Origin of the sequence: Bradyrhizobium sp. STM 3562 (assembly GCF_045571435.1) — a bacterium.
Taxonomy (GTDB): Bacteria; Pseudomonadota; Alphaproteobacteria; order Rhizobiales; family Xanthobacteraceae; genus Bradyrhizobium.
The window spans coordinates 1,557,545-1,573,929 of record NZ_CP120694.1 but is presented as its reverse complement, the minus strand read 5'-3'; the positions used below and the strand labels follow the sequence as shown (position 1 = coordinate 1,573,929).

Here is a 16,385-nt window from a genome sequence, read left to right as displayed (position 1 = left end):
GCCCGAGCGGGGCATCTGTTGTTCTTTTGGCTTTTCGGCGGATTTACATTGAACCAGCAAGGCGGCGGGCGCTAATGCCGTATCGGCATGAATTAAGGACAAAAAATCATCATGGACCTGGTCTGGCTGGAGGATTTCCTGGCGATCGCCGAGGATGGCGGGTTCTCCCGCGCCGCCGAGCGCCGCCATGTCACCCAGCCGGCGCTGAGTCGCCGCATCCGGGCATTGGAAGACTGGCTGGGGGCGCCGCTGTTCGAGCGAACCTCGCATACGCTCACGCTGACGCCGGCGGGCAAGACGTTCCGCTCGGTGGCGGAGGACGTGTTGCGCCGGCTCGTGGCCGGCCGCGAAGAAGCACTGGAAGTCGCCCGCCTCAGGGCCGAAACCATTCATTTCGCGGCAACCCACGCGCTGTCGCAGACTTTCTTTCCGGACTGGATTCGCCGGGCGGACAGCGCAAGGGCCGGCGCGGGCGTACAACTGGTGGCCGCCAATTTCGCCGCTTGCGAGAAGCTGCTGCTGGATGCGCGGGTGCATTTCCTGCTTGCCCATCACCATCCGGCGCTGGCGAGCCGGCTCGACACCGATCGTTTTCAGCGCCTCGAATTGGGCAGCGACGTGCTTGTGCCCGTGACTGCGCCTGCGGCGGTCTCGGCGCTGCGCGGCACACGGCGGAGAAAAGCAAGGCCACGCCATGCGCTGCCCGGTACGCAAACCGCGCCGCTGCCCTATCTTGCCTACCATCCTGGCTCCGGCATCGGCCGTATCGTCAGCGCGGTGCTCGCCGCAAAGGATCCAGCCGCTTGGCTGGTGCCGAGCTTTGCCGCGCCTGTCATGCTGCTGATCGACATGGCCCGCGAGGGAAGAGGCGTCACGTGGGCGCCGCGCTCTCTGGTGCAGAACGATCTTGCCGAAGGACGGCTCTTGCGTGCCGGGGCGGAAGATTGGGATATCGCGATCAGCATTAGCCTGTTCCGCGCGCGGGCTCGCATGACGAATGCCGCGGAGACTTTTTGGAACGCGATGCGCAAGGAGAAATTGGGGAAGAAGGCGCACGCCTCCTCCTCACGCCCACCCTGACGGCACGGCGCGTTTCTCGGCTTCAAGTCGTGGCGGATTTGCCGCAATGGTGCAGATTCCGTGACAAAAGCCCAATTCTTTCAGAAAGTTAATGGGACAATTCGGAACGGAACCGTTCAAAATATGGTGGTTCGGAATGTCCCAGCGGTAGCGGAACGGATAAGCTATAGGGACGCCACCCGATCTCCTTAGCCCCGTGTGACGCAGGTTCATGGACAAGCCGCTCAAGCCGCCGATCAAAGCCCCTCCGACCGAAGCGTCGCCTCCGAAGCCGCGGTCCCGCTGGAGATTCACCCTCACGGTGATCATCGTGCTGCTGGTCGTCGCCGGCATCGTCTGGTGGACCAGGCACGGAACGGCGCCCGAGCCGCAAGGCCGCGCCGGCTTCGGCCGGAATGCGCCGCCGATGTCCGTCGCTGATGAGGTCATCGGCAAGGGCGACATCAAACTTACCCTCAACGCGCTGGGCACGGTCACCTCGCTCGCGACCGTCACCATCAGGAGCCAGATCAGCGGCTATCTGATGAAAATCGATTTCAAGGAAGGCGACGAGGTCAAGAAAGGCGACCTGCTCGCGGAAATCGATTCGCGCCCCTACGAGGCGGCGCTTGCGCAAGCCAAGGGCCAGCTTGCGCGCGATGAAGCGCTGTTGAAGGGAGCGCAGGTCGATTTGCAGCGCTACCAGGGGCTCGCCGCGCAGAACGCGGTGCCGCATCAGACGCTGGACACGCAAATCGCCTTGGTGGCCCAGGACCAGGGCACGGTCGAAGCCGATCGCGCGGCGGTGAAATCGGCGGAAGTCAATCTGAACTACACCAGGATCGTCTCGCCAGTCGACGGCCGCGTCGGCTTGCGTCAGGTGGATCAGGGCAACTACGTCACCCCAGGCGATACCAACGGCATCGTCGTGGTGACGCAACTTGCGCCGATCAGCGTGCTGTTCACCGTGCCCGAGGACAATTTGCAGGCGATTGCAAAACGCCTGCAGAGCGGCGCGGTTCTGCCGGTATCCGCACTCGACCGCGGCGGCGCCAACAAGCTGGCGGACGGCACGCTGCAGACCTTCGACAGCCAGATCGATCAGACCACCGGCACGATCAAGCTGCGCGCGCAGTTTCCGAACGACCAGCGCACGCTTTATCCCAACCAGTTTGTCAATGTCCGCCTGCTGCTGGACACGCATAAGGACGTGACCACCATGTCCACCGCGGGCGTCCAGCGTGGCGTGCCCGGCACATTCGTCTATCTGATCAATCCCGACAGCACCGTCTCGGTGCGTCAGGTGCAGCTCGGCGTCACCGACGGCGACCGCGTGGAAGTGCTCTCGGGCCTCAATCCAGGCGATCGCGTCGTGATCGACGGTGCCGACAAGCTGCGCGACGGCGCCAAGATCGTATTGCGCCAGTCCTCAGAGACCAGCAATCCACCAGGCGCCGCGGCGCCCAGCCAGAACAGCCCCAATCCTGCGAAGAAACGGCGTTCGGAGGGTGCACCGAAGCAATGAACCCGTCGCAGCCATTTATCTTACGGCCGGTAGCGACGACGCTGCTGATGATCGCCATCATGCTCTCGGGCATGCTGGCGTTCAAATTCCTGCCTGTGGCTGCGCTGCCCGAAGTGGACTACCCGACGATCCAGGTGCAGACCTTTTATCCGGGCGCCAGTCCGGATGTGATGACCTCCTCCATCACGGCACCGCTGGAAGTGCAATTCGGGCAGATGCCGAATCTCAACCAGATGAGTTCGGTCAGTTCCGCCGGCGCGTCGGTCATTACGCTGCAATTCGGCTTGAGCATTTCGCTCGACATCGCCGAACAGGAGGTGCAGGCCGCGATCAATGCCGCGGGCAATCTGCTCCCCTCCGACCTGCCCGCGCCCCCGATCTACGCCAAGGTGAACCCCGCTGACGCGCCGATCCTGACACTCGGGTTGACGTCGAAGACGATGCCGCTGACGCAGGTCGAGGACTTCGCCGATACGCGGCTCGCGCAAAAAATCTCCCAGCTTCCCGGCGTCGGTCTCGTCAGCATCAGCGGCGGCCAGCGCCCAGCGGTGCGGATTCGTGCCGACATCCGCAAGCTCGCGGCCTACGGCCTCAACATCGACGACCTGCGCACCACGCTCGGCAACGCCAACGTCAATACGCCCAAGGGCAATTTCGACGGCTCGATGCGAGCCTATACGATCAACGCCAACGACCAGATCCGCAACGCCGCCGACTACAAATCCCTGATCGTCGCCTACAAGAACGGCTCGCCGGTTCGCTTAAGCGATGTGGGCGACGTCATCGACGCCGCGCAGAACGACAAGCTCGGCGCCTGGATGAACGAAACGCCGGCCGTCATCCTGAACATTCAGCGCCAGCCGGGCGCCAACGTGATTTCGGTGGTCGATGGCATCAAGGCACTGCTGCCGCAGCTCCAGGCGACGCTCCCTGCTGCCATCGACCTCAATGTCCTGACCGACCGCACAATCACCATTCGCGCTTCCGTCAAGGACGTCGAATACGAGCTCTCGCTCGCAGTGATCCTGGTCGTGCTGGTGATCTTCGTGTTCCTGCGCTCGACGCGAGCAACGCTGATCCCGAGCCTGTCGGTGCCGCTGTCCCTAGTCGGCACACTGGGCATCATGTACCTGTGCGGCTTCAGCCTCAATAACCTCTCGCTGATGGCGCTGACGATCGCGACCGGCTTCGTGGTCGACGACGCGATCGTGGTGATCGAAAACATCTCCCGCTACATCGAAGAGGGCGAGCCGCCATTGCAGGCGGCGCTGCGCGGCTCTGAGCAGATCGGCTTCACCATCATCTCGCTGACGGTGTCGCTGATCGCCGTGTTGATTCCCCTCCTGTTCATGGGCGACGTGGTCGGCCGGCTGTTCCGCGAATTCGCCATCACGCTCTCGGTGACGATCCTCATCTCCGCGGTTGTCTCGCTGACGCTGGTGCCGATGGCCTGCGCCAAGCTGTTGAAGCCGGAAAGCGAGACTCGCGAGAACGCGTTCCAGCGTTTCAACCGCGAGGCGTTTGACCGCGTCATTGCGCTTTACGGGCACATGCTGAACTGGGTGCTCGACCGTCAGACCTTTGTGCTGTTGATCGCACTTGCGACTTTCGCCCTCACCGCCTTTCTTTATATCGTCATCCCCAAGGGCTTCTTTCCGCTGCAGGACTCGGGCGTCATCCAGGCGATTTCGGAAGCGCCGCAGTCGGTATCTTACGCCGCTATGGCCGAGCGGCAGCAGCAGCTCGCCAGCATCATCCTGAAGGACCCCGAGGTCGACAGCCTGTCCTCGTTCATCGGCGTCGATGGCACCAACGCCACGCTCAATAGCGGCCGCATCCTGATCAACCTGAAGCCGCACGATCAGCGCAAGTCCGATATTGCCACGATCATGCAGCGTATCAAGGAAGCGACGTCGCACCTGACCGGCATCACGCTCTATATGCAGCCGGTGCAGGACCTGACCATCGAGGGCACCGTCAGTCGCACGCAATACCAGTTCATCCTGCAGGACGCCGATCCCGCGGAACTTGCCGAATGGACGCCGAAGCTCGTCGATAAGCTGCGAACGTTACCGCAGTTCGCCGAAGTCACGACCGACAGCGCCCAGCAAGGACTTGCGGTCTACGTCGACATCGATCGCGACCAGGCGGCGCGCTTCGGCATAACCCCTGCGACCATCGACAATGCGCTCTATGATTCCTATGGCCAGCGTATCGTCTCGACCATCTTCACCAACTCGAACCAGTATCGCGTGATCCTCGAAGCGGATCCGAGCCTGCAGAACTCGCTGCACTCGCTAGGCGATATCTACCTGCCATCTTCCGTGAGCAGCACGCCGGTTCCCCTGATGACGATGGCCAAGGTCCGCGAGACGACCGCGCCGCTGCAGATCTCGCATCTTGGCCAGTTCCCATCCGCCACGGTGTCATTCAACCTGTCGCCGGGCGCGTCGCTGGGCGAAGCGGTGACAGCCATCAAGCAGGCGCAACTCGACATTGGCCAGCCGCTGGGCGTGATCACGAGCTTCCAGGGTGCGGCTCTGGCGTTTCAGGCCTCGCTGTCCAATCAGCTATTCCTGATCCTGGCGGCGATCGTCACTGTCTATATCGTGTTGGGCGTGCTCTATGAGAGCTTCATCCATCCGATCACCATTCTCTCCACACTGCCCTCGGCCGGTATCGGTGCGCTCTTGGCGCTGATGCTGGGCGGCCACGATCTGACCATCGTCGCCATCATCGGCATCATTCTGTTGATCGGTATCGTCAAGAAGAACGCGATCATGATGATCGACTTCGCGCTCGACGCCGAGCGTAATGAGGGGCTGTCACCGCGTGACGCCATCCACCAGGCCTGCTTGTTGCGGTTCAGGCCGATCCTGATGACCACGATGGCCGCGGTGCTGGGCGCGCTGCCCCTGATGCTCGGCACCGGCGCGGGATCGGAGCTGCGGCATCCGCTCGGGATTTCGATTGTCGGTGGCCTGCTGCTGAGTCAGCTCCTGACCCTCTTCACCACGCCCGTCATCTATCTCTGGTTCGATCGGCTGGCGCTGCGGTTCACCGGGCGGCCGCACAGCCTCGGCCAGGTCGGCGGGGCGCGCTGAGCCATGGGCCCCTCCACACCCTTCATTCGCCGACCGGTCGCAACGACCTTGCTGACCTTCGGGCTTGCCGCCGCGGGCGCCATCGCGTTCTTCAAGCTGCCGGTCTCGCCGCTGCCGCAGGTCGATTTTCCGACCATCTCGGTCCAGGCGACGCTGCCGGGCGCGAGCCCTCAGGACGTCGCCACCACGGTGGCAAGTCCGCTCGAGCGTCATCTCGGGCAGATCGCCGACGTCACCGAGATGACGTCGATGAGCTCGGTCGGCACGACGCGCATTACCCTGCAGTTCGGCCTCAACCGCGACATCAACGGCGCCGCTCGCGACGTCCAGGCCGCGATCAACGCCGCCCGCGCCGACCTGCCGACCAGCCTGCGAAGCAATCCGACCTACCGCAAGGTCAATCCCGCCGACGCGCCGATCCTGGTCATGACGCTGACCTCGGATACCCTGACCCGCGGCGAGATCTACGACGCCGCCTCCACGGTGCTGGCGCAAAAGCTGTCGCAGGTCGAAGGCATCGGCGAGGTGCTGGTCGGCGGCGGCTCGCTGCCGGCGGTCAGGGTCGATCTGATCCCGCAGGCCCTCTACAAGTATGGGATCGGGCTTGAGGATGTCCGTGCGGCGCTCGGCAGCGCCAACGCGCACAGCCCCAAGGGCGGCATCGATGTCGGCGATCAACGCTATCAGATCTACGCCAATGACCAGGCCAACAAGGCCAAGGACTACCAGTCGCTGATCGTCGCCTACCGCAACGGCGCGCCGGTGCATCTGTCCGACGTCGGCGAGGTCACCGATGGCGTCGAAAACCTCCGCAATGCCGGCCTCGCGAACGGCAAGCCGGCGGTGCTGATTATCCTGTATCGGCAGCCAGGCGCCAACATCATTTCCACCGTCGACGCGGTGAAGGCGCTGATGCCGACGCTGCGCGCCTCGGTTTCACCCGCCATCGACATGACGCTGGGGGTCGACCGTTCGACCACGATCCGGACCTCGCTGCATGATGTGGAGCGGACCCTGATCCTTGCCGTCATGCTGGTGATCATCGTGGTGTTCGCGTTCCTGCGCAACATGCGTGCCACCTTTATTCCCGTGGTCGCCGTGTCGGTGTCGCTGGTCGCCACCTTCGCGGTCATGTACCTGATGGGCTACAGCCTGGACAATTTGTCGCTGATGGCGCTGACGGTTGCGACCGGGTTTGTCGTCGACGACGCCATCGTCGTGCTCGAAAACGTCACCCGCTACATCGAGGACGGGCTGTCGCCGCTAGAGGCCGCGCTGAAGGGCGCCAATGAGGTCGGCTTCACCGTGCTCTCGATGAGCATATCGCTGATTGCCGTGTTCATCCCGATCCTGTTGATGGGAGGCATCGTCGGCCGCCTGTTCCGCGAATTCGCGATGGTCATTTCGATCTCGATCCTGATTTCGCTGGCGATCTCGCTCTCGACCACGCCGATGATGTGCTCGGTGCTGCTTCGACCGCTCTCAGCCGAACGACGCGGCTGGTTATACCGCACGAGCGAACGCTTCTTCGAGGCGATGCTCGGCTTTTATCGGCGCACGCTGACCTCCGCGCTGGAGCATCCGCGTTCGATGATTCTGATCCTGCTCGCGGTGTTCGGACTGAACTTCTACCTTTACGGCGTCATTCCGAAAGGCTTCTTCCCGCAGCAGGACACCGGACGAATCGTCGGCTTCATCCAGGCCGATCAGAGCATTTCATTTCAGCTCATGCAGCAGAAGCTGACGCAATTCGTCGACATCATCAAGAAGGATCCGGCGGTTGAAACCGCCGTCGGTTTCACGGGCGGCGGGTCGACCAATTCCGGCTTCATGTTCGTCTCGCTCTATCCAAGCGATCAGCGCAAGATTTCCGCCGACGGGGTGATCGCGCGGCTGCGGCATCAGCTCGCTGCCGTACCGGGCGCAACGCTGTTCCTGCAATCGGTGCAGGATATTCGCGTCGGCGGCCGGGCCAGCAATGCGCAATTCCAATACACGCTGCAGAGCCCCACACTGGAAGAGCTGAACGAGTGGACACCGAAGATCGTGGCCGCCCTGCAGCACGAGCCCAATCTCGCCGACGTCAACAGCGATCAGCAGAACAAGGGTCTCGAATCGGACGTCGTGATCGATCGCGACGCCGCGGCGCGGCTCGGGGTTACCGTGAGCCAGATCGACAATACGCTCTACGACGCCTTCGGCCAGCGTCAGGTCTCCACCATCTATGTCGCGCGCAATCAGTACCACGTCATCATGGAGGTCGCGCCGCGCTATTGGCAAAATCCGGAGACGCTGAAGGACGTCTATATCAGCACGTCCGGCGGCTCGGTCGGCGGTTCGCAGGCGACCAATGCCGTCGCCGGGACGGTTGTCTCCGGAGGCAAGACCTTTTCCGCAAATTCCGCCAACGCTCAGGCCGCGCGCAACCAGGCGACCAACTCGATCGGCGCGACCGGCAAGGGCGTCACCTCCACAGGCTCCGCCGTGAGCACCAGCCAGGAGACCATGATCCCGCTCTCGGCCGTCGCGCATTTCACGAATGGCGCAACGCCGCTCTCCGTCAACCATCAGGGGCTTCTCGTCGCCAACACCATTTCGTTCAATTTGCCGGCGAACGTTTCGCTGAGCACGGCGATCGCGACGATCGAAGCCACCATGAACCGCATCGGCGTGCCTGCCACAGTCCACGGCACGTTCCAGGGTACTGCCAAGGCCTTCCAGGATTCCATCAGCAATCAACCCTACCTGATCCTCGCGGCGTTGGTGACGATCTACATCGTGCTCGGCGTCCTCTACGAGAGCTACGTGCATCCGTTGACCATCCTTTCGACTCTGCCCTCGGCCGGCGTCGGCGCGCTCCTGGCGCTGATAGCTTTCAACACCGAGTTCAGCATCATGGCGCTGATCGGCGTCATCCTGCTGATCGGCATCGTCAAGAAGAATGCGATCATGATGATCGACTTTGCGCTGGACGCCGAACGCCGACGCGGCCTTGCACCGCTCGAGGCGATTCGCGAGGCCTGCCTGCTTCGCTTCCGCCCGATCATGATGACGACCATGGCCGCCATGCTCGGCGCGGTGCCGCTCGCGCTCGGCGTCGGCGACGGCGGCGAGTTGCGCCAGCCGCTGGGCATCTCGATTGTCGGCGGTCTCGCGCTGAGCCAGATACTCACACTTTATTCCACGCCTGTGATCTATTTGTATCTGGACAGGTTCCGCCTCTGGAGCCAACGTCGCCGGGGCAACGCGGCACCCTACACGCCCGGGCCTTCACTGCAGCCAGGCGAGTAAATGCCAAGACCCCTGCCAATTCGAGCCGTTCACCGCATCAGCAAGCTTGTCCGGCATACGCCTGCGGACGGCGGCCGCAAGCTGCGTCCGGCGGCTGCGCTGTTTGCGCTGGCGATCAGCCCGGGCTTGTCGGGCTGCATTCTTGGCCTCGAGCGGCCCGAGCTCAATCTCGAAGTCCCCGCAAACTATCGCGCGGCGCCCAAGGCCGATGCCGATGCCTCGGTGCCGGCGCTCGACTGGTGGCGCGGATTTCGCTCGGCCGAGCTGACGTCGTTGATGGATGAAGCGCAGCTCCACAATCTCGATATCGCGGTCGCGATCGCGCAGATCGTCCAGGCCGACGCCCAGGTCGGCGTTTCCGGCGCAGCGCTGCTGCCGACCGTGAGCGGCAGCGCAAGCGCCGAGCGCCAGCATTTCGGTTCGACCAGCCGCTCCGCGTCCAGCTTGAGCAGCGGCACTTTCACCGGCAGCGGCTCCTCGACATTCTCCACCTTCTCGACCAGCCTGACGGCGAGCTACATTCTCGACTTCTGGGGCAAGAACCGCGCGACACTCGCCGCGTCCGAGGAAACCGCGACCGCGTCGCGCTACAACCGCGAAGTCGTCACGCTCACCACCATGGCGAGCGTCGCCAACACCTATTTCGCGGTTCTCGCCGCGCAGGACCAATTGCGCGTCACCCGCCAGAATTTGGCTGCAGCCGAGCGGATTCTGAACCTCGTCAAGACCCAGTTTGCCGGCGGCACGGCCTCGCAGCTCGACGTCTCGCAACAGGAAGCGCTGGTCGCAACCGAGCGCGCGGCCATCCCGCCGCTCGAGGTCACGCGCGACCAGAACATCGCCGCGCTTGCGCTCCTGGTCGGCCGCGCGGCGGCGAACTTCACGGTGCGCGGCGGCTCCACCAGCCGGATCGCGGTCCCGCGGGTCACGCCTGGGCTGCCGTCGGAACTGTTGTATCAGCGGCCGGATATCCGCCAGGCCGAGGCGACGCTTGCGGCCTCCAATTTCAGTGTCGAAGCCGCGCGCGCCGCGTTCTTTCCGCAGATCCAGTTGACCGGCACGACCGGATTGCAGAGCGCCGCGCTCGCCTCGCTGTTCACGCCGGGCGCGTGGTTCTACACGATGACCGCGAGCCTGACGCAGCCGCTGTTCGACGGCTTCTTGCTGGAGAGCCAGTTGAAGCAGGCGAAGGGCGTGCAGCTTCAGGATCTGCAGACCTATCGCAAAACCGTGCTTTCGGCCTTCTCCGACGTTGAGAAAGCGCTGATCGGATTGCAGAAGTTCACGCTGCAGGAGCGGTTGCAGAACGACGTGGTGGCGGCTTCGCAGAAGGCCTTTGAGGTCGCGGAAACGCAGTTGCGCGGAGGCACCGTGAACCTCATCACCGTGCTGCAGGCGGAGCAGACGCTGTTCACCGCGCAAAATAACCTCGTTCAAATCCGCCTGAACAAGCTTCTGGCGGCAAGCAGTCTGTTCCAGGCGCTCGGCGGTGGGTGGACGCCGCAAGGCACGCTGGCCTCGGCCGCGGTGGAGTAAGCGATGCGCGCACGCTATTCCGTTTCGATCCCGCTTGCGCTGGGCCTCACCCTCGCGCCCGTCTTTGGCCAGACCACCTTCGTTGTGCCGACGAACGGAGCACCGCTCCACTTCGGCATGACGGCGGAGGAGGTATCGCAAGCGCTCGGCGTGCCGCTGAACTACGTTCGCGGTCGCCCGGGCAACGAGCTGTTGCTCGCGATCCCCAACATCAAAGGCAGCGCGTTGTCGATCCGCAGCGACGGCCTTTACCTGCAGTTTCGCAAGTGGCGGCTCACGGGATGGAAAGGCGATTGGGGGACGATCCGGCCATGAAGCACAAGCGCGCGGCGACGATGACTGGCCTGAGGGGGGCGGCACTTCTACTGCTCGCGAGTTTTGTCTTTGGCACGCCGGCTCTTGCCGGCGACTATTACGGCCCGCGCCCGCTCCGCTACGGCGTGACCAGCCCGTGGTGGACGTTTGACGCCCGCAATGACAACCGCGACTTTCCGACCAACGGCGGCTTTCCCGGCAATTTTGCCGCCAGTCCGCCGCTCGCCTCGATCGGCGCCGCCGGCTTTCTGGAGAGCAATCCTTACCGCTCTCCCCGCCCCTATCCGTCGCAGGTCTATTTCGGCCCCGCGACCGGCCAGTCTTATTGCGCCCGACACTACCGCTCCTATGATCCCGTCTCCCGCAGCTATCTCGGCAAGGACGGTCTGCGCCATCCGTGCTGACCCGCGACCCGTTTTGCTGAGGTCCGAGATTCACTGCACACCAGCGGAAGCCAACGAGCCCGCAAGATTGGCGGCTCTCAATTCCTGACAGATCGGTAGCGCATAGCGCTAGCAAGGCCCGGCTTCTGCCACTTTCCCAGCCCGTCGGAGGGCCGTGCCCTGGGCCACGATCAATCCAAAAACGGTATCGATCAATACCCGCTTCGGCTTGGACCCTCCTTACGCATCTCTCTAGGAAAGCATCCGGAGGAAGGTTTTCGAGGAGGTGCGCATGAGCGCAATCGTGTCCGCCGTGACCGAGGCCAGACGGTCTCGCGTCAGGCTGTTTATCGTGACCATGTTGTTCCTGGTCACCACGGTCAATTACGCCGACCGTGCGACGCTGTCGATCGCGGGACCTGCGCTTTCCAAGGAACTGCATCTCGATCCCGTCGCCATGGGGTACGTGTTCTCGGCGTTCGGCTGGTCCTATGTGATTGCGCAGGTGCCGGGCGGCTGGCTGCTCGACCGCTTCGGCTCGCGCTGGGTTTATGCTATCAGCATCATTGCCTGGTCGCTGGTGACGATGCTGCAGGGCTGGGTTGGCTTTCTGAGCGCGGGAACCGCGATCGTTGCACTGTTTGCCTTGCGCTTCCTGGTGGGCTTCGCCGAAGCGCCATCCTTTCCGGCCAATGCGCGCACTTTCCGGCCAATGCGCGCATCGTCGCGGCGTGGTTTCCCGGCAATGAGCGCGGCACGGCGTCCGCCTTCTTCAACTCCGGCCAGTATTTCGCGACCGTTCTGTTCGCGCCTCTGATGGGCTGGATCGCGCATGAGTTCGGCTGGCGCTACGTGTTCGACGTCATGGGCGCGCTCGGTCTCCTCATGGGCCTCATCTGGGTCAAGACGATGTACGGCCCGAAGGACCACCCGGCGATCAACGAGGCCGAGTTCGACTACATCAAGGAGGGTGGCGCTCTCGTTGATCTGGACGGCCCGAACGATGCGCGCGCAGCGGAGAGCGGACCGAAATGGGATCATTTGCGGCAGTTGCTTTCCAACCGCATGCTGCTCGGCGTCTATATCGGCCAATATTGCATCACCACGCTGACCTATTTCTTCCTGACCTGGTTTCCGGTCTATCTCGTCAAGGAGCGCGGGCTTTCGATCCTGCAGGCGGGCTTTGTCGCCACGCTGCCGGCGCTGAGCGGCTTCATCGGCGGCGTGCTCGGCGGGATCATTTCCGACGCGCTGCTGCGCAGGACACAGTCGCTGACGCTGGCGCGCAAGGTCCCGATCGTCGGCGGAATGCTGCTGTCGATGTCGATCATCGCCTGCAACTATGTCGACGGCCAGGCGCTGGTGGTCGGCCTGATGGCGCTCGCCTTTTTCGGCAAGGGCATCGGCGCGCTCGGCTGGGCGGTGGTTTCCGACACCTCGCCCAAGGAAGCCGGCGGCTTGTCGGGCGGGCTCTTCAATACCTTCGGCAACATGGCCGGCATCACCACGCCAATCGTGATCGGCTACATCGTGGCGGGAACCGGCTCCTTCAACGGCGCGCTCGTCTTCGTCGGGTTGAATGCGCTGGTCGCGGCGGCGGCGTACCTCTTCATCGTCGGCAAGATCGAACGGGTGCATTTGCGGCGGTCCTGAGGGCGTTGTCTCCTCCCCGCGCAAGAATCGACGGCGGCGGCTTCGGCCGCCGTCTTTGTTTTGGGCGGACATCGATGCTAGAAGCGGCATTTCAACGCCCCGTCTATTCCGGACGCGCATCGATGTTCGACCTCAACCAGCTCCGTTGCTTTGTCACGGTGGCGGAAGAACTGCATTTCGGTCGGGCGGCGGCGCGGCTCAACATGACCCAGCCGCCGCTCAGCCGGCAGATCCAGGTGCTCGAACATATCATCGACGCGCCGCTGCTCGAGCGCACCAGCCGCTCGGTGCGGCTGACGCCTGCAGGGCGCAGCTTCCTGCCCGAGGCGCGGCGGATATTGAAGCTTGCCGAGAGCGCATCCCAGGTCGCCCATCGCATCGCCATGGGCAAGACAGGCTCGCTCAAGATCGGCTTCACGGCCGCCGCGGCTTACGGCTTTCTGCCCGAATTGATTGCCGCGTGCCGGGCAAAACTGCCGGAGATCGACTTCTCGCTGAAGGAAATGGTTTCCGGCGATCAGTTCGAGGCGCTCGCCTCCGGGCAGATCGATGCCGGGCTGTTGCGGCCGCCGATCGCGCGCCCCGAGCTCGCAAGCCGCCGCGTGCTGGCGGAGCCGCTGCTCGCGGCGATTCCGAAAAAGCATCCGCTGGCAGCGGCCGGGGCGCTCTCGATCAAGGATTTCGACAGCCAGCCCTTCATCATGTACTCGCCCTATGAGGCGCGCTACTTCCACGATCTCCTGGTGTCGCAGTTTTCGCGCGCGGAAATCCTGCCGCGTTACGTCCAGCATCTCAGCCAAATCCATTCCATTCTTGCCATGGTGCGGGCAGGGCTCGGCGTTGCTATCGTTCCGGCCGCCGCGGCGAGCCTGAAGATCGCCGACGTCAAGCTGCGCCCGCTCAAGCTGCGTACGCCCAATCCGGTCGAACTGTTCCTGGTCTGGCCGCGCGCGCACGAAAATCCGCTGCTGCCCGCGCTGGTCGAGATCGCAAGCGGTATCGCGGTCTCGGGCACGCCGAAGGACTGACGCTGGGGATCGATGCTGATCGCGCATCGTTCGATATCGTCATTGGCTTGGACGCGCATTGAACCGTTTCCTAGAAATCCGGCGGGACGCGAGGCCGTCTGCACCGCCCGCGTCGTTCCCCGAACCAGGAGTGGCGCGATGAGCAAGATGACCCCGCAGGAGATGGCCGCGAGAATCGGCGGCGGCCTCCTGTCTTTCCCCGTGACCCCGTTCAAGGCGGATTTTTCCTTTGACGAGGCGACCTATCGCGCGAACATGGACTGGCTCTGCGGTTACGATGTCGCCGGCCTGTTCGCGGCAGGCGGCACGGGGGAGTTCTTTTCGCTCACCCCGGCCGAAGTGCCGCAAGTGGTCGCGGTCGCCGTCGACGAGACCAAGGGCCGCGTGCCCGTGCTTGCCGGCGCCGGTTATGGCACCGCGACCGCACGCGAGATCGCGATCGGCGTCGAGACGGCGGGTGCCGACGGCCTGCTCTTGCTGCCGCCCTATCTCACCCACTCCGAGCAGGAGGGCCTCGCCGCCCATGTCGAGGCGGTCTGCGCGGCGACGAAGCTCGGCGTCATCGTCTATAACCGCGACAATGCCATCCTGCAGCCCGACACGCTGGCGCGGCTGTGCGAGCGCTGCCCCAACCTCGTCGGCTACAAGGATGGTATCGGCGACATCGAATTGATGACGCGGGTCTACACCAAACTCGGCGACCGCCTCACCTATATCGGAGGCTTGCCGACCGCCGAGACCTTTGCCCTGCCCTATCTCGACATGGGCGTCACCACCTACTCCTCGGCCGTCTTCAATTTCGTGCCGGAATTCGCCATCAACTTCTACGCCGCCGTGCGGCGGCGCGACCATCGGACCATCCATGCAGGATTGAAGGATTTCATTCTGCCGCTGGTCGCGATACGTAACCGCAAGAAGGGCTACGCCGTCTCGATCATCAAGGCCGGAATGAAGGTGATCGGCCGCTATTCCGGACCTGTCCGTCCGCCGCTGACCGATCTGACGGAGCAGGAACTGGCCGAACTGGCAGCGCTGGTGGAGAGGCTGCCCGCGACCAAATCGGCGATGCAGGCTGCAGAATAAACCGCCGCGAGCTGCGGCCAACGGGAGGAGCAGATGGTGGCGCAAGCGATGAGCGCCGGGCTTTCGGGCGCACCGGTCGTCACGGAGATGCAGGTGATTCCGGTCGCGGGACGCGACAGCATGCTCCTCAATTTGAGCGGCGCGCATGCGCCGTTCTTCACCCGCAACATCGTCATGCTCACCGACAATGCCGGCCATACCGGTGTCGGCGAGGTGCCGGGCGGCGAGAAGATCCGGCAGACGCTGGAAGATGCCCGCAATCTCGTCATCGGCGAGACGATCGGCGCCTGCAACAACATCCTGGCTTCGATCCGCACCACATTCGCCGACCGCGATGCGGGCGGCCGCGGCAAGCAGACCTTCGACTTGCGCGTGACGATTCATGCGGTGACGGCGGTGGAATCCGCGCTGCTCGATCTGCTCGGCCAGCATCTTGGGCTTCCGGTCGCGGCCCTGCTCGGCGAAGGCCAGCAGCGCGCCAGCGTCGAGACGCTGGGCTACCTCTTTTTTGTCGGCGATCGCCGCAAAACCAATCTTCCCTATGTCGCGGGCGAAGACGAGGGGATCGATTGGTTCCGGCTGCGCCACCAGGAGGCGATGACGCCAGAGGCTATCGTCCGGCTCGCCGAGGCGACGCATGATCATTACGGTTTTGCTGATTTCAAACTGAAGGGCGGCGTGCTGCGCGGCGAGCAGGAGATCGAGGCGGTCACGGCGATCGCCACGCGCTTTCCCAAGGCGCGCGTGACGCTCGATCCGAACGGCGCCTGGTCGCTGGATGAGGCGATCCGGCTGTGCAAGGACATGCACGGCATCCTGGCTTACGCGGAAGACCCCTGCGGCGCCGAGGCCGGCTTTTCGGGCCGCGAGATCATGGCGGAGTTCCGCCGCGCCACCGGCCTGCCGACCGCGACCAACATGATCGCCACCGACTGGCGGCAATTGTCGCACGCCGTGCGGCTTGGCGCTGTGGACATCCCGCTGGCCGATCCCCATTTCTGGACCATGCAAGGTTCGGTGCGCGTGGCGCAGACCTGCCGCGACAACGGCCTGACCTGGGGCTCGCATTCGAACAATCATTTCGATATTTCGTTGGCGATGTTCACGCATGTTGGCGCGGCGGCGCCGGGCAAGGTGACGGCGATCGATACGCACTGGATCTGGCAGGACGGCCAGGCGCTCACCAAGGAGCCGCTCAAGATCGAGGGCGGCAAGATTGCCGTTCCCGACCGGCCTGGTCTCGGCGTCGAGATCGACCGTAGCGCGATCGAAGCCGCCAATGCGCTGTATAAGAAGCATGGGCTTGGCGCGCGCGACGATGCGATCGCCATGCAATTCCTCGTCCCGGGCTGGACCTTTGACGACAAGCGTCCCTGCCTCGTACGATGAGAAACAGACTCCGGAGGAA

10 protein-coding genes and 1 pseudogene are annotated in these 16,385 nt (G+C 63.9%); all 11 read left to right on the top strand.

Annotated elements, in window-relative coordinates; all coding sequences use genetic code 11:
• The first annotated feature begins 111 nt into the window (after positions 1-111).
• The 11 genes and pseudogenes from P6U23_RS07195 (at position 112) to gudD (ending at position 16,366) form a co-directional block, all read left to right on the top strand.
• Positions 112-1,080, top strand: a complete 969-nt coding sequence (locus P6U23_RS07195) for a LysR family transcriptional regulator (protein WP_407178867.1) — start codon at positions 112-114, stop codon at positions 1,078-1,080.
• A 211-nt stretch (positions 1,081-1,291) separates the two neighbouring features.
• Positions 1,292-2,584: an MdtA/MuxA family multidrug efflux RND transporter periplasmic adaptor subunit gene (locus P6U23_RS07190; protein ID WP_407178866.1), complete on the top strand. Its 1,293-nt coding sequence runs from the start codon at positions 1,292-1,294 to the stop codon at positions 2,582-2,584.
• Entirely contained in the window at positions 2,581-5,688 is a 3,108-nt protein-coding gene (locus P6U23_RS07185; protein WP_407178865.1) for an MdtB/MuxB family multidrug efflux RND transporter permease subunit, read from the top strand. Before P6U23_RS07190 ends, P6U23_RS07185 begins: the two co-directional genes overlap by 4 nt.
• A 3-nt stretch (positions 5,689-5,691) precedes the next feature.
• On the top strand, positions 5,692-8,979 hold the full coding sequence (locus P6U23_RS07180; protein WP_407178864.1) for an efflux RND transporter permease subunit: 3,288 nt from the start codon (positions 5,692-5,694) through the stop codon (positions 8,977-8,979).
• The gene (locus P6U23_RS07175; RefSeq protein ID WP_407178863.1) at positions 8,980-10,515 is read left to right on the top strand and encodes an efflux transporter outer membrane subunit; all 1,536 of its coding nucleotides are present in this window, start codon (positions 8,980-8,982) and stop codon (positions 10,513-10,515) included. It begins immediately after the preceding gene.
• A 3-nt stretch (positions 10,516-10,518) separates the two neighbouring features.
• The gene (locus P6U23_RS07170; RefSeq protein ID WP_407178862.1) at positions 10,519-10,830 is read left to right on the top strand and encodes a hypothetical protein; all 312 of its coding nucleotides are present in this window, start codon (positions 10,519-10,521) and stop codon (positions 10,828-10,830) included.
• On the top strand, positions 10,827-11,234 hold the full coding sequence (locus P6U23_RS07165; protein WP_407178861.1) for a BA14K family protein: 408 nt from the start codon (positions 10,827-10,829) through the stop codon (positions 11,232-11,234). Before P6U23_RS07170 ends, P6U23_RS07165 begins: the two co-directional genes overlap by 4 nt.
• 271 nt (positions 11,235-11,505) lie before the next feature.
• Positions 11,506-12,866, top strand: a pseudogene (locus P6U23_RS07160) (MFS transporter).
• 122 nt (positions 12,867-12,988) lie between these two features.
• The gene (locus P6U23_RS07155) at positions 12,989-13,894 is read left to right on the top strand and encodes a LysR substrate-binding domain-containing protein (RefSeq protein ID WP_407181362.1); all 906 of its coding nucleotides are present in this window, start codon (positions 12,989-12,991) and stop codon (positions 13,892-13,894) included.
• A gap of 138 nt (positions 13,895-14,032) precedes the next feature.
• Positions 14,033-14,977 carry a 5-dehydro-4-deoxyglucarate dehydratase gene (gene kdgD / locus P6U23_RS07150; RefSeq protein ID WP_407178860.1) on the top strand — a complete coding sequence of 315 codons (945 nt, stop codon included), beginning with the start codon at positions 14,033-14,035 and terminating at the stop codon, positions 14,975-14,977.
• 33 nt (positions 14,978-15,010) lie between these two features.
• Positions 15,011-16,366 (top strand): glucarate dehydratase, encoded by a 1,356-nt coding sequence (gene gudD / locus P6U23_RS07145; protein ID WP_407178859.1) that lies wholly within the window; start codon positions 15,011-15,013, stop codon positions 16,364-16,366.
• The last annotated feature ends 19 nt before the right edge of the window (positions 16,367-16,385 follow it).

What these genes read in the sequence shown, in the direction of transcription:
- P6U23_RS07180 (WP_407178864.1), top strand. Translation starts at nt 5,692, where the DNA reads ATGGGCCCCTCCACACCCTTCATTCGCCGACCGGTCGCAACGACCTTG.
- gudD (WP_407178859.1), top strand. Translation starts at nt 15,011, where the DNA reads ATGGTGGCGCAAGCGATGAGCGCCGGGCTTTCGGGCGCACCGGTCGTC.
- P6U23_RS07165 (WP_407178861.1), top strand. Translation starts at nt 10,827, where the DNA reads ATGAAGCACAAGCGCGCGGCGACGATGACTGGCCTGAGGGGGGCGGCA.
- P6U23_RS07175 (WP_407178863.1), top strand. Translation starts at nt 8,980, where the DNA reads ATGCCAAGACCCCTGCCAATTCGAGCCGTTCACCGCATCAGCAAGCTT.
- P6U23_RS07170 (WP_407178862.1), top strand. Translation starts at nt 10,519, where the DNA reads ATGCGCGCACGCTATTCCGTTTCGATCCCGCTTGCGCTGGGCCTCACC.
- P6U23_RS07185 (WP_407178865.1), top strand. Translation starts at nt 2,581, where the DNA reads ATGAACCCGTCGCAGCCATTTATCTTACGGCCGGTAGCGACGACGCTG.
- P6U23_RS07155 (WP_407181362.1), top strand. Translation starts at nt 12,989, where the DNA reads ATGTTCGACCTCAACCAGCTCCGTTGCTTTGTCACGGTGGCGGAAGAA.
- P6U23_RS07190 (WP_407178866.1), top strand. Translation starts at nt 1,292, where the DNA reads ATGGACAAGCCGCTCAAGCCGCCGATCAAAGCCCCTCCGACCGAAGCG.
- kdgD (WP_407178860.1), top strand. Translation starts at nt 14,033, where the DNA reads ATGAGCAAGATGACCCCGCAGGAGATGGCCGCGAGAATCGGCGGCGGC.
- P6U23_RS07195 (WP_407178867.1), top strand. Translation starts at nt 112, where the DNA reads ATGGACCTGGTCTGGCTGGAGGATTTCCTGGCGATCGCCGAGGATGGC.